15 protein-coding genes are annotated in these 22896 nt (G+C 62.7%); 7 read left to right on the top strand and 8 right to left on the bottom strand.

All coding sequences use genetic code 11. From position 1 onward, the window contains the following. Positions 1-37 precede the first annotated feature (37 nt). Both A5701_RS13370 and A5701_RS13365 read right to left on the bottom strand, forming a co-directional pair. Positions 38-1048, bottom strand: coding sequence for a methyltransferase type 11 (locus tag A5701_RS13370; RefSeq protein WP_231972821.1), 1011 nt, complete (start codon positions 1046-1048; stop codon positions 38-40). Between the two features lie 167 nt (positions 1049-1215). After that, a complete protein-coding gene (locus tag A5701_RS13365) occupies positions 1216-2532 on the bottom strand; it encodes a UDP-glucose/GDP-mannose dehydrogenase family protein (protein WP_067754109.1) in 1317 nt (438 codons plus the stop codon). A 265-nt stretch (positions 2533-2797) separates the two neighbouring features. Here A5701_RS13365 and A5701_RS27495 point away from each other — a divergent pair, with 265 nt between their 5' ends. The 5 genes from A5701_RS27495 (at position 2798) to A5701_RS13345 (ending at position 7816) form a co-directional block, all read left to right on the top strand. Continuing rightward, positions 2798-3661: a glycosyltransferase family 2 protein gene (locus A5701_RS27495; protein WP_082969741.1), complete on the top strand. Its 864-nt coding sequence runs from the start codon at positions 2798-2800 to the stop codon at positions 3659-3661. 315 nt (positions 3662-3976) lie between these two features. Continuing rightward, positions 3977-4999 carry a GDP-mannose 4,6-dehydratase gene (gene gmd, locus A5701_RS13360; protein ID WP_067753944.1) on the top strand — a complete coding sequence of 341 codons (1023 nt, stop codon included), beginning with the start codon at positions 3977-3979 and terminating at the stop codon, positions 4997-4999. 7 nt (positions 5000-5006) lie between these two features. Further along, a complete protein-coding gene (locus A5701_RS13355; protein WP_067753941.1) occupies positions 5007-5969 on the top strand; it encodes a GDP-L-fucose synthase in 963 nt (320 codons plus the stop codon). Between the two features lie 190 nt (positions 5970-6159). Next, positions 6160-6882, top strand: coding sequence for an FkbM family methyltransferase (locus A5701_RS13350; RefSeq protein ID WP_067753938.1), 723 nt, complete (start codon positions 6160-6162; stop codon positions 6880-6882). A 121-nt stretch (positions 6883-7003) separates the two neighbouring features. Then, positions 7004-7816, top strand: a complete 813-nt coding sequence (locus A5701_RS13345; protein ID WP_067754106.1) for a glycosyltransferase family 2 protein — start codon at positions 7004-7006, stop codon at positions 7814-7816. A gap of 278 nt (positions 7817-8094) precedes the next feature. Here the strand turns inward: A5701_RS13345 and A5701_RS13340 are convergent, their stop codons facing one another. The 6 genes from A5701_RS13340 to A5701_RS13315 all read right to left on the bottom strand — a co-directional run bounded on the left by A5701_RS13340 (position 8095) and on the right by A5701_RS13315 (position 16969). Next, complete coding sequence (locus tag A5701_RS13340; RefSeq protein ID WP_082969740.1) at positions 8095-8886, bottom strand: ABC transporter permease; 792 nt, start codon at positions 8884-8886, stop codon at positions 8095-8097. Next, positions 8883-9626, bottom strand: a complete 744-nt coding sequence (locus A5701_RS13335; RefSeq protein ID WP_067753935.1) for an ABC transporter permease — start codon at positions 9624-9626, stop codon at positions 8883-8885. Before A5701_RS13335 ends, A5701_RS13340 begins: the two co-directional genes overlap by 4 nt. Continuing rightward, positions 9623-10570 carry a daunorubicin/doxorubicin resistance ABC transporter ATP-binding protein DrrA gene (locus A5701_RS13330; protein ID WP_067753932.1) on the bottom strand — a complete coding sequence of 316 codons (948 nt, stop codon included), beginning with the start codon at positions 10568-10570 and terminating at the stop codon, positions 9623-9625. Before A5701_RS13330 ends, A5701_RS13335 begins: the two co-directional genes overlap by 4 nt. Before the next feature lie 128 nt (positions 10571-10698). After that, positions 10699-13611 carry an RND family transporter gene (locus A5701_RS13325; protein WP_067753929.1) on the bottom strand — a complete coding sequence of 971 codons (2913 nt, stop codon included), beginning with the start codon at positions 13609-13611 and terminating at the stop codon, positions 10699-10701. Positions 13612-13649: 38 nt separating this feature from the next. Further along, complete coding sequence (locus A5701_RS13320) at positions 13650-16541, bottom strand: RND family transporter (protein WP_067753926.1); 2892 nt, start codon at positions 16539-16541, stop codon at positions 13650-13652. After that, on the bottom strand, positions 16538-16969 hold the full coding sequence (locus tag A5701_RS13315) for an MmpS family protein (RefSeq protein WP_067753923.1): 432 nt from the start codon (positions 16967-16969) through the stop codon (positions 16538-16540). Before A5701_RS13315 ends, A5701_RS13320 begins: the two co-directional genes overlap by 4 nt. A 954-nt stretch (positions 16970-17923) precedes the next feature. On the opposite strand from A5701_RS13315, the gene A5701_RS13310 reads away from it, so the two are divergent. Together A5701_RS13310 and A5701_RS13305 are read left to right on the top strand one after the other, a co-directional pair. Next, positions 17924-18154, top strand: coding sequence for an MbtH family protein (locus A5701_RS13310; protein ID WP_067753920.1), 231 nt, complete (start codon positions 17924-17926; stop codon positions 18152-18154). A 40-nt stretch (positions 18155-18194) separates the two neighbouring features. After that, positions 18195-22896, top strand: a 4702-nt coding sequence (locus A5701_RS13305; protein ID WP_156670081.1) for a non-ribosomal peptide synthetase, incomplete at its 3' end; no start/stop codon positions are given.

Here is a 22896-nt window from a genome sequence, read left to right as displayed (position 1 = left end):
ATAGCACTTCGTCAAGGCTCAAGCGAGATGCGCGAGTTCACTGAACCGGCAAATCCACTAGGTGTGGGGAATCGCTGCCGCTATGACGAGCTGCCAAGCGGCTCTTGGTATACCGAATCGTCCGCCGAACCAACGTCTTGAAGAGCTGGAATTGATTCCAGACGTACAGCAGGCCCGTCGAATGGTAAGCAACCCTGAGTCTTGCCTCCAGCTGATCTTTGTCAGAGCTGGCCAAGACGGTCACCGGGTGGGTAAGTGGCAGGCTCATTTCCTCGGCGACCAGCAATGAGTAGACCTGATCCCACTTCGTGTGCGTGTGTGTGGCATCGGCCTGAAACCCGATGTTGTGGACCAGGTTGCGTGCCGGAGTAGCACAAAGGCCCGAGTTCGCCCAGATGCTGTAGACCCAGCGCCAGGCCCAGGTGTCGACTTTACCGCCGTAAACGAGATGGAAGATGGCTTCCCAATAGTAACGTTCGCTCCTCTTCGCGAAGTATTGGTCGAAGAGCTTGCGATCCCTGATCTCGGGCCATTGGGTCATGTTGAGGTCGTACTTCTCCCATGCGCGTCTCCACGTGGCCCATCCCCAGTAGTGCGGATATCGCGAGAAGTAATAGCTCTCTTTGGTCTCGGCATGGCCAAATAGGTGGTTGTTCCCCGAGATCATCATGACCCGGTCATCGTCCTCATAGCGGTTGAGGAGTTCGGCGCAATAGGGAAAAAAGGACGGGTCTGGAATGCAGTCGTCCTCGAGGATTATCGCCCTGTCGACGAATTCGAAGGCCCAGGTTATGCCCGAGGAGATGCGATGGCAGATGCCCATATTGTTGTCCGCGAAGTTCCTGTGAACCTCGCAGTCCCAATCGACTTCGTCGATGATCGCGCGCGTTGCCGCGCACTTCTCCGCCTCCCCAGGCTTATTCGGGCGGGCGCCGTCCGCGATCACCAGGAGCTTCTCTGGCTTCGCGGCCCGGATGGCCTCGAAGGCCTGTCGGGCGGTATCCGGGCGGTTGAAGACGAGGAAGATGATCGGTGGCGTTGTCGTCACGGGCCCAATCTTACGGCCTCGGGAGGCGGAATCTCGATAATCCGATCTCGGCGGGTGTTGTGGCTGAAATATGTGCTGACGCTGCGAAACTGGTTTAGCAACCATCGAGGCGAATCGTCGTCAGTGGGGTTCGACTCGCCGGGTGAGCTACGGTCGGCGTCGTCTGCCTAGTTCCGGCCCATGCCGTAGTACTCGAACCCCTCCGCTTTTAGGTAATCAGGGTCATAGACGTTGCGGCCGTCGAAAACGACGTTGCCGCGCATCGCCGATTTCACACGCTGCCACGACGGTCGCTGGAACTGCTTCCACTCCGTGATGAGCAGCAGCGCATCCGCGCCTTCGACGGCCTCGTACATATTTCCGGCATATTCGATCGAATCGCCGAGCACTTTTTTCGCCTGCTCGGTTGCTTCAGGATCGAAGGCCCGCACCGTTGCGCCAGACTCGACCAGCTTCTTCGCGATGACCAGCGAGGGGGCGGCGCGAACGTCGTCAGTTTGGGGCTTGAAGCTCAATCCCCAGAGCCCAATGCGCAGCCCCTGTAGGCCCTTCTCGGGAGACTCGCCACGGAATCGGCTGATGATCTTGGACACGAGAGTCGCCTTTTGCTCGTTGTTGACATGTTCGACCGCGTGCAGGAGGTGCATGGGCGAACCGAAGCGATCGGCCGTATGCAGCAGGGCCCGAACATCTTTCGGTAGGCAGGAGCCGCCATAGCCGATCCCAGGAAATAGGAATTCGTAGCCAATCCGGCTATCGGCACCGATCGCCTCGCGCACCGCCGAGATATCCGCGCCGGCCTTCTCGCACAAGTTTGACATCTCGTTGATGAAGGAGATCTTGGCGGCTAGAAAGCAGTTAGCTGCGTACTTCGCCATCTCGGCACTCCTGATGTCGGTGGCGATCAGCGGATGGAAGGTGCGCAGGAATGGCTCGTATAGCTCTTCCATGATCTTGAGGGCGCGTTTCGAATCGCTTCCGATGACGACGCGGTCGGGCTGCATGAAGTCCGTGATCGCCTTGCCTTGCTTCAGGAATTCGGGATTGGAGACGACATCGAAGTCGTGCCTGGTCTTCTCTTCGATAATCGCTCGAACTTCCTCGGCGGTGCCAATCGGCACGGTGGACTTGTCGACGATGACCTTGTAGCGGTCCATATACGTCCCGATATCGTCGGCTACCGCATAGACATGGGTGAGGTCGGCCGCGCCGTTTTCGCCCATCGGCGTCGGAACGGCGATGAATATGACGTCGGCATGTTCGATCCCGCGCCGGCGGTCGCTGGTGAAGTCGATGAGGCCGTTCTCCCGGGCCCGAGCGATCAGTTCCGCCAGTCCAGGTTCGAAGATCGGAATCCCGCCTGCGAGCAGTAGGTCTATCTTGGCCTGGTCGATATCGACGCAGACGACGTCGTTGCCGCTGTCCGCAAGGCAGGCGCCCGTGACGAGGCCGACGTAGCCCGATCCGATCACCGAAATCTTCAAGATCATCCCCTCGTGTCCCGACCGGTCGCCGCCTATATTGCCGGAAGCGCGCGCGTCGCACGCGCGATTCCCATGGAGTCGTTCGCGGCCGCTAGCAAAACACCTATGTAGGCTGATGGGCGCGTACCGCGTCCCCAGCCGCGATACATTTGCGGAACTCGCCAGGAGTGACAGTGGGCCGTCGTAGCTTTGGTTGACTGCAGGTTCCGTGCGACGATGACCCGACATCAACGCGAGCGATCAATCAAGCGGAAGGGAGATATCCGTGACATCGGCTCCGACCGTTTCGGTGATAACTATTACATTCAACGATCTCGACGGGCTAAAGCGCACGGTCGAGAGCGTGCGCGCCCAGCGTTATCAGGGAAAAATCGAGCACATCATCATCGATGGCGGATCGGGAGAGGCCGTCGTGGCCTACCTGTCCGGATGTCAGCCTGGCTTCGCATACTGGCAGTCCCAGCCTGACAGTGGACGATACGACGCGATGAATCAGGGGATTGCTCACGCATCCGGTGATTTGTTGTGGTTCATGCATTCCACGGATTGTTTTTCCGATCAAGATGCGGTGGCAGCTGTCGTCGAGGCGATCTCCGACCACGGAGCAGTTCGCGACGTCTGGGGCTATGGGAAGAACAACCTGGTAGGTCCTGATGGCGAGGTCCTTTTCCCTCGCCCGTACGGTTACATGCCATTTGACACGCGAAAATTTCTCCTTGGCGCGACGGTTGCGCATCAAGCAACTTTTTTTGGAGCATCGCTCGTAGAGAAATTGGGCGGTTACGACCTGGAATTTGGCCTCGAGGCTGACCAATTGTTTATTTATCGAGCCGCGATGCTGCAACCTCCAATTACGATTGACCGCGTGGTGTGTAATTTTGACGTCACAGGACCCGGTTCCACACAGCCTATTCGTGAGCATCACAAAAATATTCGCCGGCTGTGGGACATGTATGGCTACTACCCCATGGGGGGTCGCCGGGGATCTTGGGCTTACCTATGCGTGAAGGAATATTTGGTTAGAGCAGATCTTGCCGCTTTCAACGCACTGAAATTCGCGAAAGCGAAGCTGGCCAAGGGGAAGTCAACACGCGACGCCGCGCCGCAGAGCGAGACGAACGTCGCATAGGACGAGGGCATGCCTGCGTTCGGGCGCGTCATTGTCCGGTAGCAGCTCGACGTCAGGTAGCGGGGGTCGGCGGCCGCAGTCGCGGTTTGAGCAGTCGTAAGCGGCCTCCGCGAGATCGCTTCGCACGGCGAGCAGGTGATGTACTTTGATACCCGGCGGACACGCGGTCTTGGCGGCCGCCAAGTGCATGCCACATGAGTCCGCAGCCAACCCATCCTTTGCAGCCTTACGAGCACTACTAGGAGTGAGAACGGCCGCGATAAGTGGGAGCAGGACACGCGGTGACGAGCAGGCATTGACGGGAACGGAAAGTGAATGAAGCGAGCAGTCATAACAGGAATCACTGGACAGGACGGCTCGTATCTGACCGAACTCCTCCTGAGTAAAGGGTACGAGGTTCATGGGCTCATCCGTCGAGCGTCGACGTTCAACACTTCGCGGATCGATCACCTCTACGTGGATCCACACCAACCGGACGCACGGCTGTTCCTGCACTACGGCGACCTGACCGACGGCACCCGCCTGGTCACCCTGCTCAGCACCATTGACCCCGATGAGGTGTATAACCTTGCGGCGCAGTCACATGTGCGCGTCAGCTTTGACGAGCCGGTACACACCGGCGACACCACCGGTATGGGCTCGATCCGACTGCTTGAAGCCGTCCGCCTTTCGCGCGTGAATTGCCGGTTTTACCAAGCGTCTTCGTCGGAGATGTTTGGCGCATCGCCACCACCGCAGAACGAGCAGACGCCATTCTATCCGCGGTCTCCGTATGGGGCGGCGAAGGTTTACTCCTATTGGGCGACGCGGAACTATCGAGAGGCGTACGGCTTATTCGCGGTGAACGGCATCCTGTTCAATCACGAATCGCCAAGGCGTGGTGAGACTTTCGTGACTCGAAAGATCACAAGGGCTGTTGCGCGTATCAAGGCCGGAGTCCAGTCGGACCTCTACCTCGGCAATCTCGACGCGGTGCGCGACTGGGGATACGCGCCAGAATACGTCGAAGGGATGTGGCGGATGCTGCAGGCACCCGAGCCCGAAGACTTCGTCCTTGCGACGGGGCGCGGCTACACCGTGCGCGAGTTCGCGCAGACCGCATTCGATCATGTCGGACTCGACTGGCAGAAGTATGTGAAGTTCGACGACCGCTACCTACGGCCCACTGAAGTGGATTCGCTGATAGGCGACGCGACCAAGGCCGCTCAGTCACTCGGGTGGAAGGCCTCGGTGCACACCGGCGAACTGGCGCGGATCATGGTCGACGCGGACATGGCCGCGTTGGAGTGCGACGGCAGGCCGTGGATCGACAAGCCAACCCTGCCCGGCTGGAGCTGATGGGGCGATGAACACAACGATCGGGATGCTTGACCGCGCAGCGCCGGTATATATCGCGGGTCACCGCGGACTGGTCGGGTCTGCCTTGGTGCGAAGGTTTCAAGCCGAGGGATTCACGAACCTCCTCACGCGGTCACACTCCGAACTTGACCTCAAGGATCGCTCCGCAACCTTCGATTTCGTTCTGGAGTCGAGGCCGCAGGTCATTGTCGATGCCGCGGCCCGGGTGGGCGGCATCATGGCCAATAACAGCTATCCGGCCGATTTTCTATCCGAAAACCTGCAGATTCAGGTCAATATGCTCGACGCCGCCGTCGCCGCACGGGTGCCGCGGCTGCTATTTCTCGGGTCCTCTTGCATCTATCCGAAGTACGCTCCGCAACCTATTCCCGAAAATGCGTTGTTGACCGGCCCTCTGGAGCCCACAAATGACGCGTACGCAATTGCGAAGATAGCCGGCATTCTCCAGGTCCAGGCGGTCAGGCGCCAATACGGCCTGGCATGGATTTCGGCGATGCCAACAAACCTTTATGGGCCGGGTGACAACTTCTCTCCCTCGGGCTCCCACCTGCTCCCGGCGCTCATTCGCAGGTATGAAGAGGCCAAAGCCAGTGGCACGCCCGAGGTGACCAACTGGGGGACAGGTACACCGCGGCGTGAGCTCCTGCATGTCGACGATCTGGCAAGCGCGTGTCTCTACCTCTTGGAACACTTTGATGGTCCCAGCCACGTCAACGTGGGTACCGGCATCGACCATTCCATCAATGAGATAGCCGAGATGGTCGCCGCGGCGGTGGGGTATACGGGCGAAACTCGCTGGGACGCAACGAAACCGGATGGGACGCCGCGCAAGCTGCTCGACGTCTCATTGTTGCAGGATTTGGGGTGGCTGCCCAGCATTACGCTGCAGAGCGGTATTGAAGCAACTGTGTCCTGGTACCGAGCGAACGCGGATGCGGTGAGGCAGTGAACGGGCGGCATCCCGCGCCTTAAACGAATCGGTCCGCGTGGATGAGGCCGGCACATCCCGGCGCCGACGTGCGTTGACCGTTGCCATGGTGGTGGCCCGTCCGGCCGGTGGGTCGAACGGCCGGGCAGCCGGGCAGATTCAGCATCGCCAAGGTTCTCCTCCGCGCATATTCGCGTGCTAATGTGGCGCGGTGGAATTCTTTCGCAATGTTCGCTTGATCGCTCGCAACGTCAGTATGGAGACGCTGCGTCACTTCGATCGCAAACGCCTGCTAATCAATCAACTCGAAGCCTTGAAGGTAAATGTCGTTATTGACGTCGGGGCGAACTCGGGGCAATTCGGCGCGTCGTTGCGGCGTGCGGGATACAAGGGCCGCATTGTCTCGTTCGAACCTCTGTCTGAAGCGTTTTCTCAGTTGCAACGCAAAGCTGCCAGCGATCCATTGTGGGATTGCCGGCAATGCGCGTTGGGTGACGCCGAACAGACAATAACGATCAACGTCGCAGGGAACGCCGGCGCAAGCAGTTCCGTCTTGCCGATGCTGAAGAGTCATCAGGATGCCTTCCCGCCTGCGAATTATGTCGGCACAGAAGAAGTGCCCATACATAGGCTGGACTCCCTGGCCCCTGAATTTCTGAAACCCGACGACGTGATGTTTCTCAAGATCGATGTCCAGGGATTCGAGAAAGAGGTGCTCGCGGGCGCAAAAGAAACGGTGAACGACCGCTGCGTCGGCATGCAGCTCGAACTGTCCTTCCTGCCGTTGTACCAGGGCGACATGCTCATTCATGAATCGCTCGAACGTGTGTATTCGATGGGTTTCGTACTCACGGGCCTGCTGCCGGGATTCACCGATCCGCGCAATGGGCGGATGCTCCAGGCCGACGGCATTTTCTTCCGCGGCGACGATTGACTGCGCGTGCGGCCGTCACCCCGTGACGAAACGGCAGGCGTGACCCAGCGAGCAACCCCTGGACGGAGATCGTTCGAAGAAGACGAACACCGGGCGGTCCGCTGCTAACGTGACAGGGGCCATGACCGCGCCACTGTTTTCGATCATCGTGCCCACCTTCAATGCAGCGGCGACAATCCGAGCCTGCCTGGAAAGTATCGTCCACCAGACCTACGACGAATTCGAAGTGGTTATCGTCGACGGCGGGTCGACGGACGAAACCCTCGAGATCGCGCGGGGCTTCGGTACCACGCTCGGCGCCCGCCTAGTCGTTCACAGTGGCCCCGACGAAGGCCCCTACGATGCCATGAACCGCGGCGTCGAGATCGCGACGGGAGCGTGGCTACTGTTCCTTGGGGCCGACGACACTCTTTACGAATCGGACACCTTGGCCCGCGTGGCAACCTTCATTCGCGACCATGAAACCAGTGACCTCGTGTATGGCGACGTCATCATGCGCTCAACCGAGACTCGCCACGCCGGCGCCTTCGACCTCGACCGCCTGCTGTTCGAAACGAACCTTTGCCACCAATCGATCTTTTACCGCCGCAAGCTCTTCGCCGGGATCGGCCCGTACAACCTGCGCTACCCGGTGTGGGCCGACTGGGACTTCAACATCCGGTGCTTCTCCAATCCAGCCCTAGTAACCCAGTACATGGATATCGTCGTCGCGCGCTACAACGATATGACCGGCCTCAGCATGCGGGAGGGGGTCGACAGGGAGTTCAGGAAACGGCTCCCCATGTACTTCTGGGTGGCGGCATGGGAGACCTGCAGCAGAATGCTGGCTTTCTTGAAAGACAAGGAAAACCGCAAATTGGCGGTCCGCTCGCGCCTGATCAGGTACCGGGCGGCATCCAACGCACGGCAAGCATCTGGAGTCACGGGTGAGTGAATCAGGACAGCCCTTGCTCATCGTGAGGGGGAGATGGGGCATGCCGTTCGCGCCTTTCGTCCAGATTCTCGGCCTCGGATGTGTCGACGGTTTATCCACGATCTCTTGGTTATCTCATCGTCCCCCGGCGAGTCTGGAACCAGCCGTGTAGTTGTGCTGGCACCTTTAGGCCTTCGTCTCACCCTGAAGTTTGATCGATACCTCCCGCTAGAGGACGAGGTGGGACGTCCGCGATATCGCACTGCCCATGATCTCGGATGCCCAAGGGGCGCAACGTCTTACGCGTTGGATTCCGCAGCGATCCGGTACCCGCGGACCGCTAAAGGAAAGAAGGCGGCAAGGAACGCGACCGCCCACATCAGCGTCATAGCAACGGGCCACAGGATGGGGCCGCCGTGGGCGAGTGATCGCATCGCCTCGATGGGCGGGGAAATCGGCTGCACATGGACGAATGTTTGAAGCCAACTCGGGTATTGCCCGACCGGAGTGGTGCCAGGATTGAGAAAGGCGATCGCGACGGTGCCGCCCGCCAACCAGGTGGTCATGGCGCGGCCGTTGGTGCGGATAACGAGGGCCATTGCCAGCGTTGCGAACTCGACAACCACGACCGACGGAATCAGTACGTACAACAAGGCCGAGACCCAGCCGTGTGAGAAGCGCAGCCCCATGGTGACTCCGAGGGCGGTGATGAGGATCGTGCCGATGAGTACGCGCGTGGCCTCCGCCGTGAGCCGCCCGGTCAGCGCGCTGGCGCGGTGTACAGGCAACATCCACATTCTGCTGATCAGCCCCGACTGGCGGTCATCCGTAATTCCAACGGAGTTGGCTAAGCCGCCGAACAGCGCGGACAGCACCGCGCACGTCGGGACCAGCCCGTAGATGCTTTCGACGCCGGTAATCCGACGCACCTGGTCGCCCAAGACCGCTTGATAGAGCAGCAGAAGGCCGATGGGCAGGAGCAGCGACCCCATCAACACGGCTCGGTCACGCCGCCATTTAGTCAGAAGCCGAGCAGCCTGCACCCAGCTCTGGGCCAGAAGCGAGCCCTGCACTCGTGTTCCCGATGTCATCCTGCTCGCCGTTGCATTCGTAGCGTGATGCCCCCAAAGATCACGACCATCCCGACACACCAGGCCAGGCTCGCCGCCAAATTGCTGGTCGATAGGTGCCCGGCGCCCAGTCCGCGCAGCGTCTCGGCGACCTGTGACACCGGTTGGTTGCGCACGTAAGGGCGCAAATAGCCGGGAAACGCCTTTTCGGGGGCGATTCCGGTGGACAACATGAACAACAGCAGCTGGGGAACGAACAGCAGATAGCTCGCGCCCTGCAGGCTCTTCGACCGCGAACCCAGTGCGTCGGCGCCCAGCGCGACGGCTAAGCACAGCAGCAAGGCGATGAGCATGAAGGCTGCCGCGGAGCTGATTCCGCCGGTCATCCGGAATCCGAACGCGTAGCCGGCTGCCATCGACACGGAGAGGGCGAGGATGCCACGCATCATGGTGGCGGTTACACGGGCGCTTACAGGCGTCGCCGCGGCGATCGGCAGCGTTCGTAACCGCTCGCCGAACGCTGACAAGTGGTCACGGGCGGCGCGGTCAGCCGTCATCAGCGCGACGAAGATCATCGACTGGACGACCACCGCGGGCAGCAAGTACTGCGCGTAGCTCACGTGGCCGGTGTCGACGAGGCCGTGCAGCGCCACGGTGAAGCCGGCCAAATACACGACCGGTGACACCAGCTCGAAGATCAGGCCCCCGTCGCGTGCTGAGGACATCAGCGAACGTTCGGTGAGGGCAGCGAGGCCGCTCATGGCCGAGCCACGGTCCGTTCGGTGAGATGCAGGAAAGCCTCATCCAATGAGGGCTTGCGCAAGGAGATGTCGGCGAGTTCGATGCCCAGCGCATCGACCCTGCGAAACACCTCGGCCAGTGTCGCCACCCCGTCGGGGGCGAACACCGATACCGAATTGGTGTCGCTGTCGACGTCCAACCCTTCGAACCCGGCCAGCGCCGTCGCGATCCGCGGCAGGTCGGCGGGATCAGCGGGGCTCACCTGGCAATAGCTGGCACCTACTCGGCGCTTGAGGTCCTCGGCGGTGCCGCTCGCGATCACCTGCCCGTGGTCGATCACGACGATCGAGTCGCTCAGCTGGTCCGCTTCTTCTAGGTACTGCGTCGTCAGTAGTACGGTCACTCCTTGCCCGGCCAACGAGCTCACGAGTGACCACACGTCGCGGCGGCTGCGGGGGTCGAGCCCGGTGGTCGGCTCGTCGAGAAAAAGCACCTTCGGCCGTACCATCAGGGCGCACGCGACGTCCGTGCGCCGCCACATGCCTCCTGAATAGGTGGAGATCAGACGATCGGCGACCGCGCCCAGGTCGAACTGCTCGATCAGCTCTTCGGCGCGAGCCTTTGCCTGTCGGCGATGCAGGCCTCGCAGCCTGCCGAACAGGATCAGATTCTCCCTGCCGGTGAGCAACGTATCCATCGCGCTCTTCTGCCCGGTCGTCGAGATGCTTGCCCGCACCTGCGCCGGCTGGCGGACAATGTCGAATCCGGCGACGGTGCCACGCCCAGCGGTCGGACGAATCAGGGTCGACAGGATGTTGATGGTGGTAGTCTTGCCGGCACCGTTATGGCCGAGCAGCCCGCAGACCGTTCCGACCGGAACGGAGAAGTTCACGCCACGGAGGGCATGTGTGTCGCGGCCGAAAGTCTTTGCTAGGTCGACAACCTCGATTGCCAGTTGGCTCACGTTAGGAAGTATTTCATGGTGCTGACATCACGTCGGCCAGATTGGTCGTACATGCTCCTCCGTGAAATCTTCGGCCGACAGCAAATAACGCGTGGCCGCCGCAGCGGCATGGGTGAATGAATTGACATCTAAACGGTAGTCCTTGGCAATTCCGCCGTCGGTGCATCCTCGCCGAACTCCCGGTGCAGGAGGAGAGAACGCACCAGCGGACGGGGCCCCTCGGAGCGAAGCATCAGGCTGGCCGGCCGGGGCCGAACCACCTGCGGCCACCAGAACCACCGTCCGAGGATCGTGGCAATTGTAGGTGTCATGAAGGAACGTACGATCAAGGTGTCGAACAAGAGACCGAGGCCGATCGTGGTACCGACCTGGCCGATGATCCGCAGGTCACTGGCCACCATCGAGGCCATCGTGAACGCGAACACCAGACCGGCGTTGGTCACGACTTTGCCGGTACCGCCCATGGCGCGGATGATGCCCGTCTTTATCCCGCCGGCCAGTTCCTCTTTCATCCGGGACACCAGCAACAGGTTGTAGTCGGAGCCGACCGCCAAGAGGACGATCACCGACATCGGCAGCACCATCCAGTGCAATTTGATCCCGAAGATGTACTGCCAGATCAGTACCGAAAGCCCGAACGAGGCGCCCAAGGAAAGAGCGACGGTGCCCACGATCACCAGTGCCGCCACGAAGCTTCGCGTCAAGATGAGCATGATGATGAAAATCAGGCAGAGCGCACCGACGCCGGCGATGAAGAGGTCGTAGGTGGACCCGTCGCGGAAGTCCTTGTACGTCGACGCCGTGCCGGCGATTAAGATTTTGGAATTCTCCAGCGGCGTGTTCTTGAGCGCCTCTTCCGCGGCCGTCCGGATCTTGTCGATACGCGCCACCCCCTCGGGCGTGGCAGGGTCGCCAAGGTGGGAAATGATGAACCGAGCCGCTTTTCCGTCCGGAGACAAAAATTGGCTCATCGCCTTCTTGAAGTCCGCATTTTCGAAAATATCCTGGGGCAGATAAAACGAGTCGTCATTCTTGGAAGCGTCGAACGCCTCGCCCATGGCGACGGTGTCCTTGTCGTTGCTGTCCATCTGGCCGATGATTCCGGACATGGTGCTGTGATTCGTCAGCATCATCTGCCGCATGTCCTCGGACATCGCGATCATCGGCGGAAACTGCTCGAGCAGCTGCGGCAAGATCAAGTCCATGTGATCGAGATGGACGAGGAGCTCTTTCATCTTGTCGCTCAGCGTGTCGACACCGTCAAGCGTTTCGAAAATGTTGCGCAATGACCAGCAGATGGGAATGTCGTAGCAATGGCGTTCCCAGTAGAAATAGCTTCTTATCGGTCGGAAGAAATCCTCGAAATTCGATAGGTCGTCCCGAAGGTCACTAACTACCTCGAACATCTCGTGCGTCTTGGCGATCGAGTCATGAGTCAGGGCGGTAATCTGCTTTTGCAGCTCGTACATGCGCTTCATGTGCTTGATCTGCTCGGCCAACATGTCGGCCTGGACTACGAGGTCGTCCATCCGGGCCTGCATGTATTTGATGTCTTGGTGGATGATCGCCTGCTGCATGCTGAGCAGGAAGGGGATCGAGGTGTGCTGAATCGGCGTGCCCTCGGGCCGAGTGATGCCCTGCACGCGCGAGATTCCGTGAACCTGGAAGATTCCCTTGGCCAGGCGGTGCAACACGAGGAAATCCGCGGGGTTGCGCATGTCGTGATCGGCCTCGATCATCACGATTTCCGGCATCATTCGTGCTTGCGAGAAATGGCGATCGGCCGCGGCGTAACCGACATTCGCCGGGATGTCCTTGGGGATGTATGCCCGGTCGTTGTAGCTCGTCTTATAGCCGGGCAGGGTCACCAGGCCGACCAGCGCGACCGCGATCGTTGCGACCAGGATCGGCACCGGCCAGCGGACGATCGCGGTCCCGACCCGGCGCCATCGGCCGAAGCCGATGTAGTGCTTGGGGTCGAAGAGCCCGAATCCGCTGCCGACGGTGATGACCGCAGGAACCAGGCTCAGCGCGATCAGGACCGAAACGAGCATGCCCACGGCGCACGGCACACCGATGGTCTGGAAGATGGGCATCCGGGTGAAGCTCAGGCACAGCATCGCTCCGGAGATCGTCAGACCGGAACCCAGGACGACGGGCGCCACACCGCGGTACGTAGTGTAGAAAGCCGTCTCCCGGTCCTCGCCCGCCTGGCGCGCCTCCTGGTACCTTCCGAAGAAGAAGATGCCGTAGTCGGTGCCGGCCGCCATGGCGAGGGCCACCAGCAGGTTGATGGCGAACGTGGAGAGCGCGACGACGCCGTTGTCGCCGAGGAACGCGATAACCCCCCGTGCCGCAAACACTTCGATCCCGACCGTGATCAGCAGCAAAATCACGGTGAAGACCGACCGGTAGACGAACATCAACACCGTAAAGATGATCACCGCGCCGATCAGGGTCATCTTCAGGATGGAACTGTCACCGGCGTGCTGCATATCCGAAACGAGCGCCGCCGGCCCGGTGACATAGGCGTGCAAGCCCGGGGGCGGAGGTGTCCGCGCGATGATATGGCGGACGGATGCAATCGAGTCCTGGCCCAGCGTGGTGCCCTGGTTACCGGCGAGATTCATCTGGACGTACACGGCTTTACCGTCCGGGCTTTGCGCGCCCGCCGCGGTGAGCCGATCGCCCCAGAGGTCCTGCACGTGCTCGACGTGTTTGGTGTCCGCCCTTAATTCGCGGACCAGCCGGTCGTAGTACGCGTGCGCATCGTCGCCGAGCGGCTGCTGGCCCTCCAGGACAAGCATCGCGAAGCTGTCCGAGTCGGACTCCTTGAAGTCCTTGCCCATCCGCTGCATCGCCTGCACCGCCGGAGCGTCCTGCGGGGCCATCGGGACTGAATGCTCCCGCCCGACCGTTTCGAGCCACGGAACACAGAACGAAACCAGCAGCGTGAACGCCACCCAGCCCAGAATGATGAGCAGCGCGAGCCTGCGGATCGTCCGTGATGCAGAGAAGGCACCCGGGCGCGGGTTACTCATGCCGTCCCCGCCCCCGACCAGACGTGAAAGCCCGCCACTTATCGCGAATCTTTCAGCAGCAAGGAGCGCACCAACGGGCGCGGTCCGGTGGGCCTGAGCAGGGCGCTCGCCGGCCGGGGCCGTACGCGCTGCGGCCACCAGAACCAGCGCCCCAGCAGCGCGGCAACCGACGGGGTCATGAACGCGCGGACGACCAACGTGTCGAACAGCAGGCCCATGCCGATGGTCGTGCCCACTTGGCCGATGCTGCGCAGGTCGCTGACCACCATCGACCCCATGGTGAAGGCGAACACCAAACCCGCGTTCGTGACCACCTTCCCGGTTCCGCCCATTGCACGGATGATGCCGGTGTTGATGCCGGCGCCCAGCTCCTCTTTCATGCGGGACACCAACAACAGGTTGTAATCAGACCCCACCGCTAGGAGGACGATCACCGAGGTGGACAGCACGGTCCAGTGCAGCGGTTCGTGGAGCAGGTTCTGCCAGACGAGGATGGACAGGCCGAATGACGCCCCCAACGAGAGCAAGACCGTTCCCACGATCACCATGGCCGCAATGAAACTGCGCGTCATGATCAGCATGATGATGAAAATGAGGCAGAGCGCGGACACGCCGGCAATTAACAGGTCGAACTTGGAGCCGTCTACCAAGTCTTTGGTGATCGCCGCGGTGCCGGTGAGATAGATTTTGGCGTTTTCCAGGGGCGTGCCCTTCAGCGACTCCTCGGCCGCCGTCTTGATGGCCTCGACCCGCGAAAGACCCTCGGGCGTCGCCGGGTCCCCGCGCTGCGAAATCAGCAGCCGGAAGTCCTTGCCGTCGGGCGACATGAACACCTTCTCCACCCGCTTGAAGGCATCCGAGCCGTCGATGATTCCCGGCGGTAAATAGAAGGAGTCGTCGTTTCGGGACGCGTCGAAAGCCTGCCCCATGGCGCTCGGATCCTTGACGCTCGAATCCATCTGACCCATGACGCCGGACATGGTGCTGTGCATCGTCAGCATCATGCTGCGCATGCCCTTCATGATCTCGATCATCGGAGGGATCTCCATGACCATCTGCGGCAGGATGACATCCAGCTGATCGAGGTTCTCGACCAGGGCTTTCAACTTGTCGTTGATCTCGTCGACGCCGTCAAGCGCGTCGAAGATAGATCTGAGCGAGAAGCAGACCGGAATGTCGTAGCAGTGTCGTTCCCAATAGAAGTAGCTGCGAAGCGGCCGAAAGAAATCCTCGAAATCGGAAATGCGATCGCGCAACTCCGACGTGATGTCTTGCATTTCGTGCGTTGTGCGGACCATCTGATGGGTGGTGGTCACCAACTCACGCATCAGGCTCACCATGTGCTCCATGATGGCGATCATTTTGCCCATCTCTTCGGCCTGCTTGAGCATGTCATCCATCCGGTCTTTCTGGAATGCCATGTTCTGCAGTTGGCTCGCCTGGGACATGCTCATGATCCACGGAATGGTCGTGTGCTGGAGCGGGACCCCTTCGGGCCGGGTGACCGTCTGCACCGTCGAAATTCCCGGAACGGCGAGGACGCCCTTGGCCAGCTTGTTGATCACCAACATGTCCGTTGGATTTCGCAAATCATGATCGGTCTCGACCAGGAGAATTTCCGGCATCATCATTCGCGAGCCAGGGAAGTGCCGTTCTGCGGCCGCATACCCGACGTTGGCCGGAATGTTCTGCGGTATGAATTTCTGATCGTCGTAGCTGGGTTTGTAATTCGGCAGGGTCAACAACCCGATGAGCGCGATCGCCAACGATGCGATCAGGATCGGCGCCGGCCACCGAACAATCGCGGTGCCGAACCGTCGCCATCGGTGCGTCGAGATGGGCCGCTTCGCTTCGAACAGACCGAAACGGCCGCCGGCGGCAAGCAACGCCGGCCCCAGTGTCAGCGCGACGAGCACCGCTATCGCGATGCCGACGGCGCAGGGGATGCCCAGTGGCTGGAAATACGGGAGCCGGGTGAAGCTGAGGCACAGCACCGCCCCGGCAATGGTCAGACCCGACGCCAACACCACCTTGGCGACGCTGCCGAAGGTCGTATAGAAAGCCATCTCGCGGCTTTCGCCCACCGACCGGGCTTCTTGATACCGGCCGACGAAAAATATCCCGTAGTCGGTTCCCGTCGCGATTACCGCTGCTACCAATAGGTTGACGGCGAAAGTGGTGAGGCCAACAATCCCCAAATGGCCGAGCAATGCGACCATTCCCCGGGCGATCTGCAATTCGAGTCCGACGATCAGTAGCAACAGAATTACGGTGACGACCGACCGATAGACGAGGAGCAGTGTAATAAAGATGACCGCCAGGCTCGCAACGGTGACCAACATGACCGTTTTCTGGCCGGCGATGTTCATATCCGCGACGATCGGCGCAGGGCCCGTGACATAAACCTTTAGGCCCTGCGGAGGGTCCGCACGCTGCACGATCTTGCGGACCGCCGCGACGGATTCGTCACCCTGACTGCCACCCTGGGTGCCATTCAGATTGACCTGCACGTAGGCGGCCTTGCCGTCTTGGCTTTGCGCCGCCCCCCGGGTGATCGGGTCGCCCCAGAAGTTTTGGACGTGCTGCACATGCTTGTGGTCGTCTTCGAGAAGGCGAACCAAACGGTCGTAGTAGTGGTGCGCATCGTCGCCGAGTGGCTGCTGGCTTTCCAGCAGGATCATTGCCAACGCGCCGGAGTTGGTTTCCTTGAAGTCCTGACCGAGGCGCTCCATCGCTTTGAATGAGGGCGCGCCGATCGGGCTCAGCGATACCGCGTGCTCCGCCTCAACCTGTTCCAGCGACGGAACGCCGATGCTGATGAGCACCGCGATACCCAACCAACCCAAGATGATCGGCACGGAGAATCGGTGGATCATCCGCGCGAAGAATGGCCGCGAGGCCCGTTCCGTATCCAATTCTTGATTGCTCATGTCGCTGTCAACACGCAGTAGGTGAACGCGTTCAACTCGTGTGAGATCCTCTCGGCTTTGACCACACCATCCACCACGATGCGGCACCCCAAGGTGTCGCTATCGCCCTGTGCGACAACGTTTCCCACGATCGAAGGGAGGGTGGTCGCGATGTCGAACGTCCAAGGAAGATGGATGCCGTTGATGTGATTCGGCTCGCCGTTCGCGTCGAAGTAGCTGATGTCGGCCATCGCGCCAGGAGGTCCGAAAACCTCGTATTTAACGTGCTTGGGGTTGAAGGGTTTGGTGTCCTGCTGCCGGGTGTCCGCGTAAGAAGGACGCTTTTCGGATCCGAATATCCCGTGCAAGCGGGAAACGGTCAGACCGCCTGCGGCGACGACCGCAATTATGACCAATGGGATCCACAAGTGCTTGAGAGCTCTGAACAATCCGGCTCGCCGAGTCCGCCGGTTTTCCCGAGGCGCGCGAACCGCGCCGACCTCATCGGAAGATCGACGAGCAAAGGGTGAAAAACGGCGTCGGCGGTCAGACTGTTGACTGATGTCGCGGCCTTTCGTGATGGCGATATCGGGCCGGGCCCGCACGTCGGGATCGACCACCGCACCCCCTTCTACCCGTTTCTGACGTCTCTTGCCATATCCGCCGGCCCGAACAAACTGTTACATGCGGATCGCGAGACCAGACTGCGGTACATCGATCGCGGTGTACGTCGCAGACTAGTCGTGCTCCGGCACCTCTTACGAGCCCCGCCCCCCGGGGAGCGCGACCAGGTCTTCATGAGTAAACCACGCCAGCGGTCTCCGTATCAGCCCTTCGTTCAGGAGATACGGGATCGTAATGCATACCGCGTGCTTAACGGCTGTTTCTAGATCGCCCGTCCCGGATGGTCCGCTCGGATATTTCCCCCCGCCGAGGGCCGCCGACTGGCCAGCGGCCCTAGCCAGCTAACGGCGCTCGGCGCCCATAGTCAATGGGTTCCGCGGCGTTGCTTCGGCCGCGGGCCGCCCGGCATCGGCCTGGGCCTCTTCTGGGTGGTCGTCGGGTCCGTTCTCGTGGCGCCTGAGGCCACCGGAACGGGCGCGCCTCGTCGTGATTTTCGCGGGGGCTCGAGCGCCGGTATCCTCGTCAACGACAAGCACCCAAAATTCCATCGTCCTTGAAGGCCGACCTTGCCCAATCGCGAGCCGCATCGGTGAGCCATTACTGCAGGTCACAGCAGCCAACGGCGGCAGCTGCGCAGCCCTGTACCAGCCCAATCTTTAGGGCGCGTTAAGAGCCTGACGGGTCACCCCGGGAACTTTGTCCAAACCACGGACGCGCGCTAGTGGCTCCCGTATGGTTTGGAACCGTTCCACTCATGTCAACTAGCAGCTTGGAGAACTGTGAGCATCAATCCGTTCGACGACGACAACGGCAGTTTTTTCGTCTTGGTGAACGACGAGGAGCAACACAGCCTCTGGCCGGCCTTCGCCGACGTTCCAGCCGGCTGGAAAGTGGTCTACGGCGAGGCCGATCGCGCTGCATGTTTGGAGTACATCGAACAGAACTGGCCCGACATCCGGCCAAAGAGCCTGCGAGACAAGCTCGCAACGGGCCGGGGTTTTGACCAGTAACGAGTCGGGGTATGGGGCGGATGGAGCTTTGGGGGAGTCGATGGGAGTTGGTGATCACACACTTCCGCTGACGCGCGGACAGCTCGACATCTGGCTTTCGCAGGAAACGGGCTTCGTCGGCACGGAGTGGCAGCTCGGGCTTTTGATCAGGATCGACGGTCCGGTCGACCGCGATGCCCTCGGGCGCGCCCTCACCCAGACCGTCGCGGAGGCCGAGGCCGGCCGCGTCTCGTTCTTCGAGGTCGACGGCCACGTGGTCCAGAAGCCGATCGACTACCCGGACGTCGAGCTCGCCTTCCACGACCTGACTTCCCTGCCCGACCCCGCGCAGGAAGCCCGCGCGATGGCGTCGTCGATCCAGCGGACGCCCATGGACTTGAACGGGCAGCTGTTCCAATTCGTGCTATTCCAAACCGGGGTTGACGAGTTTTATTTGTTCGGTTGCTGCCACCACATAGCAATCGACGGATTGGGTATGGCGCTGGTGGCCCGTCGCGTTGCCACAATTTATTCGGCCATGATGGCCGGAAAGCCCATTCCCGATGCGTATTTCGGCTCGGCGCAGGATTTGGTCGACCTGGAGTCGGGATACGAGGCTTCCTCCGACTACCAGGAAGACAAGTCGTACTGGAGCAACAACCTTCCACCGGAAAGCGCATGGGTCGATCGCCCGGCCGAGGCCACCAGCGGCAAAGACCACTACTCGCCGTCCGCGTCCGTCCAGCTGGACCCGTCCGTCACCACCCGGATCAAGGAGCTGTCCAAGAAGCTGGGCATCCGCCGGTTTTCGGTCACCACCGCGGCGTGCGCGCTCCTGGTGCGGGCCTGGTCGGGGAGCGGCTCGCAGGTCGCGCTCGACTTTCCCGTGAGCCGCCGGGTGAGCCAAGAGTCGAAAACGCTTCCCGGCATGTTCGCCGGGGTGGTGCCGCTGGTGCTGGACACATCGCCCACCGCCACCGTCGCCGACTTCTGCAAGCACGTCGACACCCGAATCCGGGAGCTGCTGCACCACCAGCGGTTCCCGGTGCACACCCTCGAGAGCGACGGCCTGCGGCAGGCGGCGAACCGGGTCGGCATCAACTTCCTTCCGATGCGGCTGACGCTGGACCTCGCCGGTTCGCCGGCGACGGCGAGTTACACCAACCATGGGCCCGTCGGGCACTTCAGCCTGTTCTTCCTCGGCGCCGGCGACCAACTCTTCCTCAGCACCGCGGGACCGGGCCAACCGTTCGCGGACTTCGGCGTGGCCGATCTGGCGGCGCGCATGCAGCAGGTGCTGGAGGAGATGACCGCCGACCCGGAGCGGTGGCTGTCCTCGGTCGACCTGCTCGCCGCCGACGAGCCGGCCCGGCTCGACGAGTGGAGCAATCGGGCGGCCCTGACCCAGCCGGTGCCCGAGCCCGTCTCCATCCCGGTCGCGTTCGCCGAACACGTGCAGCGATCGCCAGAGGCGCTGGCGGTGACCTGCGCGGCCAAGTCGTTGACGTACGCCGAACTCGACGAGGCTTCCAACCGCTTGGCGCATCTGCTGGCCGGCCACGGGGCGGGCCCGGGCGATTGCGTGGCGGTGATGTTCCCGCGCTGCACCGACGCGATCGTCTCCATGCTCGCCGTGCTCAAGACGGGTGCGGCCTACGTGCCGATCGACCCGGCGCACTCGGCCGCGCGCATGGAGTTCGTGCTTTCCGACGCGACGCCCTGCGCGGTGATCACCACGGCGGACCTGCGGTCGCGGCTGGACGGGCACGACCTGCTGGTCGTCGACGTCCACGACCCGGCCGTCGAAGCGCAGCCCAGCACGGCGCTGCCCGCGCCGGCGCCGCAGAACGTCGCCTACATCATCTACACCTCCGGGACCACCGGAACCCCCAAAGGCGTTGCCATTCCTCATCTCAACGTCACGTGGCTGATCGAGTCGCTCGACGAGGGCCTGCCCAAGGGGCAGGTGTGGACGCAATGCCATTCCGCGGCCTTCGACTTCTCCGTGTGGGAGATCTTCGGCGCGCTGCTGCGCGGGCGCCGGCTGCTGGTGGTGCCCGAGTCCGTGGCGAGCTCCCCGGACGAGCTTCACGACCTGCTGGCCGCCGAAAAGGTCAGCGTGCTGACGCAAACCCCGTCCTCGGTGGCGATGTTGCCGGCGGAGGGCCTCGAGTCCACCGCCTTGGTGGTGGCCGGCGAGGCCTGCCCGGCCGACGTGGTGGATCGGTGGGCGGCGCCAGGGCGGGTCATGCTCGACGCCTACGGCCCCACCGAAACCACGGTGTGCGCCTCGATCAGCAAGCCGCTGACCCCCGGAACCGGCGTCGTGCCGATCGGTTCACCGATTTCCGGCGCGGCGATGTTCGTCCTCGACAAGTGGTTGCAGCCGGTGCCTGCCGGTGTGGTCGGTGAGCTGTACCTGGCGGGCCGCGGCGTCGGGATCGGATACGTGCGCCGCGCCGGGTTGACGGCTTCCCGGTTCGTGGCCAACCCCTTCGGCGGTCCCGGAGCGCGTATGTACCGCACCGGCGACCTGGTCTGCTGGGGCGAGGACGGGCAGCTGCAGTACTTCGGCCGCTCCGACGAGCAGGTCAAGATCCGCGGCTACCGCATCGAGCTCGGCGAGATCCAGTCGGTGCTCAAGGGCCTCGACGGGGTCGACCAGGCGGCGGTGATCGCCCGCGAAGACCGCCCGGGGGACAAGCGCCTGGTGGGCTACATCACCGGGACCGCCGATCCGGCCGCAATCAGGGCTGCGCTGGCCGATCGCCTCCCGCCGTACATGGTCCCGGCCGCGGTGGTGGTGCTGGAGACCCTGCCGTTGACCGGAAACGGCAAGCTCGACAAGCGGGCCCTGCCCGCACCCGAATACGCCACCGCCGAGTACCGCGCGCCTGGCGACGCCGTCGAAGAGATCCTGGCCGACATCTACGCCCAGGTGCTGGGGCTCGAGCGGGTCGGTGTCGACGCCTCGTTCTTCGACCTGGGTGGCGACAGCATCCTGTCGATGCAGGTGGTCGCGCGCGCCCGCGCGGCCGGCATCCTGTTCCGGCCGCGCGACGTGTTCGTCGAGCAGTCGGTGGCCAGGCTGGCCCGGGTGGCCGAGGTGGCGGCCGACGGTGCGGCCGGGGCGGGCGACGACGGCGTCGGGCCGGTGGTGGCCACCCCGATCATGCGATGGCTGGAAAGCATCGACGGGCCCATCGAGCAGTTCAACCAGACCATGGTGGTGCAAGCCCCGGCCGGGGCCGGCGAGGACGACGTGGTCGCGGTGCTGCAGGCGTTGCTGGATCGCCATGCCGCCCTGCGGCTGCGCGCCGATGACGACGGTGCGGGCGGCTGGTCGCTGCAGGTGCCCGAGGTTGGGGCGGTGGACGCGCGCGGCTGCGTGCACGCCGTCGAGTCGCTGTCCGACGAGGCATTGGCGGAGGCCCGGTCGCGGCTGAACCCGGCCGCCGGGGTGATGGTCAGCGCGGCGTGGGCGCAGTCGACGGGTCAGCTGGCGCTGATCATCCACCACCTGGCCGTCGACGGGGTGTCGTGGCGAATCCTGTTGGAAGACTTCAACATCGCGTGGGCTCAGCATCACAACGGGCAGCCCATCGCCCTGCTGGCCCCCGGCACGTCGTTCGCCCGGTGGTCGTCGCTGCTTCAGGAGTACGCGCACCGGCCCGACGTGGTGTCCCGCGCCGACGAGTGGCGGCAGGTCGCGGCCACCCCGGCCGCGTTGCCGGCGGTGCAACCCGAGGCCGACACCTACGTGAACGCCGGTCAGCTGTCCGTCTCGCTGGACGTCGAGACGACCCGGCTGCTGCTCGGCGAGGTGCCGGCCGCCTTCCACGCAGGCGTGGGCGACATCCTGTTGATCGCCTTCGGACTGGCCTTCGCGGAGTTCCTGGGCACCGGCGCGGCGCCGATCGGCATCGACGTGGAGGGCCACGGCCGTCAGGAGGAACTGTTCCCCCGGGTGGACTTGTCGCGCACCGTCGGCTGGTTCACCACCAAATACCCGGTGGCGTTGAAGGCCGGCCGGCTGAGCTGGTCACAGGTGGCCGGCGGCGAGCCCGCCCTGGGCCCGGTGATCAAGGCCGCCAAGGAACAGCTGCGCGCCCTGCCCGACGGACTGACCTACGGCCTGCTGCGCTACCTGAACGACGACGTGGACCTGGACGGGGCGGACCCGGTGATCGGGTTCAACTATCTGGGACGGCTCGGCGCGGGCGCCGACCTCTCCGAGGAATTGTGGCGGGTCAGCCACGACAGCCTGGCGGTGGCGGCGGTGGCCACGGCGGTGCCCATGCCACTCGCGCACACGGTCGAGCTCAACGCCGGCACCATGGACACCGAGGCGGGTCCGCACCTGCAGGCGAACTGGAGCTGGGCCCCGTCGGCGCTGGACCACGAGCGGGTAAACCGCTTGAGCCAATTGTGGTTTGAGGCCCTGGCCGGAATCTGCGCGCATGTCCGGGCCGGCGGCGGCGGGTTGACCCCGTCGGACATCGCACCCGCTCAGCTCAGCCAGCAGCAAATCGACAGCCTGTGCAGGCAGGGCGGCGTCGCCGACGTGCTGCCACTGACCCCGGTGCAGCAGGGACTGCTTTTCCACACCGCCTTCGCGCAGGACATGGACGACCTCTACGCGGTGCAGCTCGGGATCACCGTCAGCGGTGCGCTCGACGCGGCGCGCCTGCGCGAGGCGGTCCACACCGCCGTCAGGCGCCACCCCAACCTGGTCGCCCGGTTCTCCGAGGACTTCGGCGAGC

The sequence above is a fragment of the Mycobacterium sp. E3305 genome (assembly GCF_001666785.1).
Classification (GTDB): Bacteria; Actinomycetota; Actinomycetes; order Mycobacteriales; family Mycobacteriaceae; genus Mycobacterium.
This window is presented reverse-complemented; position numbering and strand designations above follow the sequence as displayed.

What these genes read in the sequence shown, in the direction of transcription:
- gmd (WP_067753944.1), top strand. Translation starts at nt 3,977, where the DNA reads ATGAAGCGAGCAGTCATAACAGGAATCACTGGACAGGACGGCTCGTAT.
- A5701_RS13355 (WP_067753941.1), top strand. Translation starts at nt 5,007, where the DNA reads ATGAACACAACGATCGGGATGCTTGACCGCGCAGCGCCGGTATATATC.
- A5701_RS13345 (WP_067754106.1), top strand. Translation starts at nt 7,004, where the DNA reads ATGACCGCGCCACTGTTTTCGATCATCGTGCCCACCTTCAATGCAGCG.
- A5701_RS13340 (WP_082969740.1), bottom strand. Translation starts at nt 8,886, where the DNA reads ATGACATCGGGAACACGAGTGCAGGGCTCGCTTCTGGCCCAGAGCTGG.
- A5701_RS13335 (WP_067753935.1), bottom strand. Translation starts at nt 9,626, where the DNA reads ATGAGCGGCCTCGCTGCCCTCACCGAACGTTCGCTGATGTCCTCAGCA.
- A5701_RS13325 (WP_067753929.1), bottom strand. Translation starts at nt 13,611, where the DNA reads ATGAGTAACCCGCGCCCGGGTGCCTTCTCTGCATCACGGACGATCCGC.
- A5701_RS13320 (WP_067753926.1), bottom strand. Translation starts at nt 16,541, where the DNA reads ATGAGCAATCAAGAATTGGATACGGAACGGGCCTCGCGGCCATTCTTC.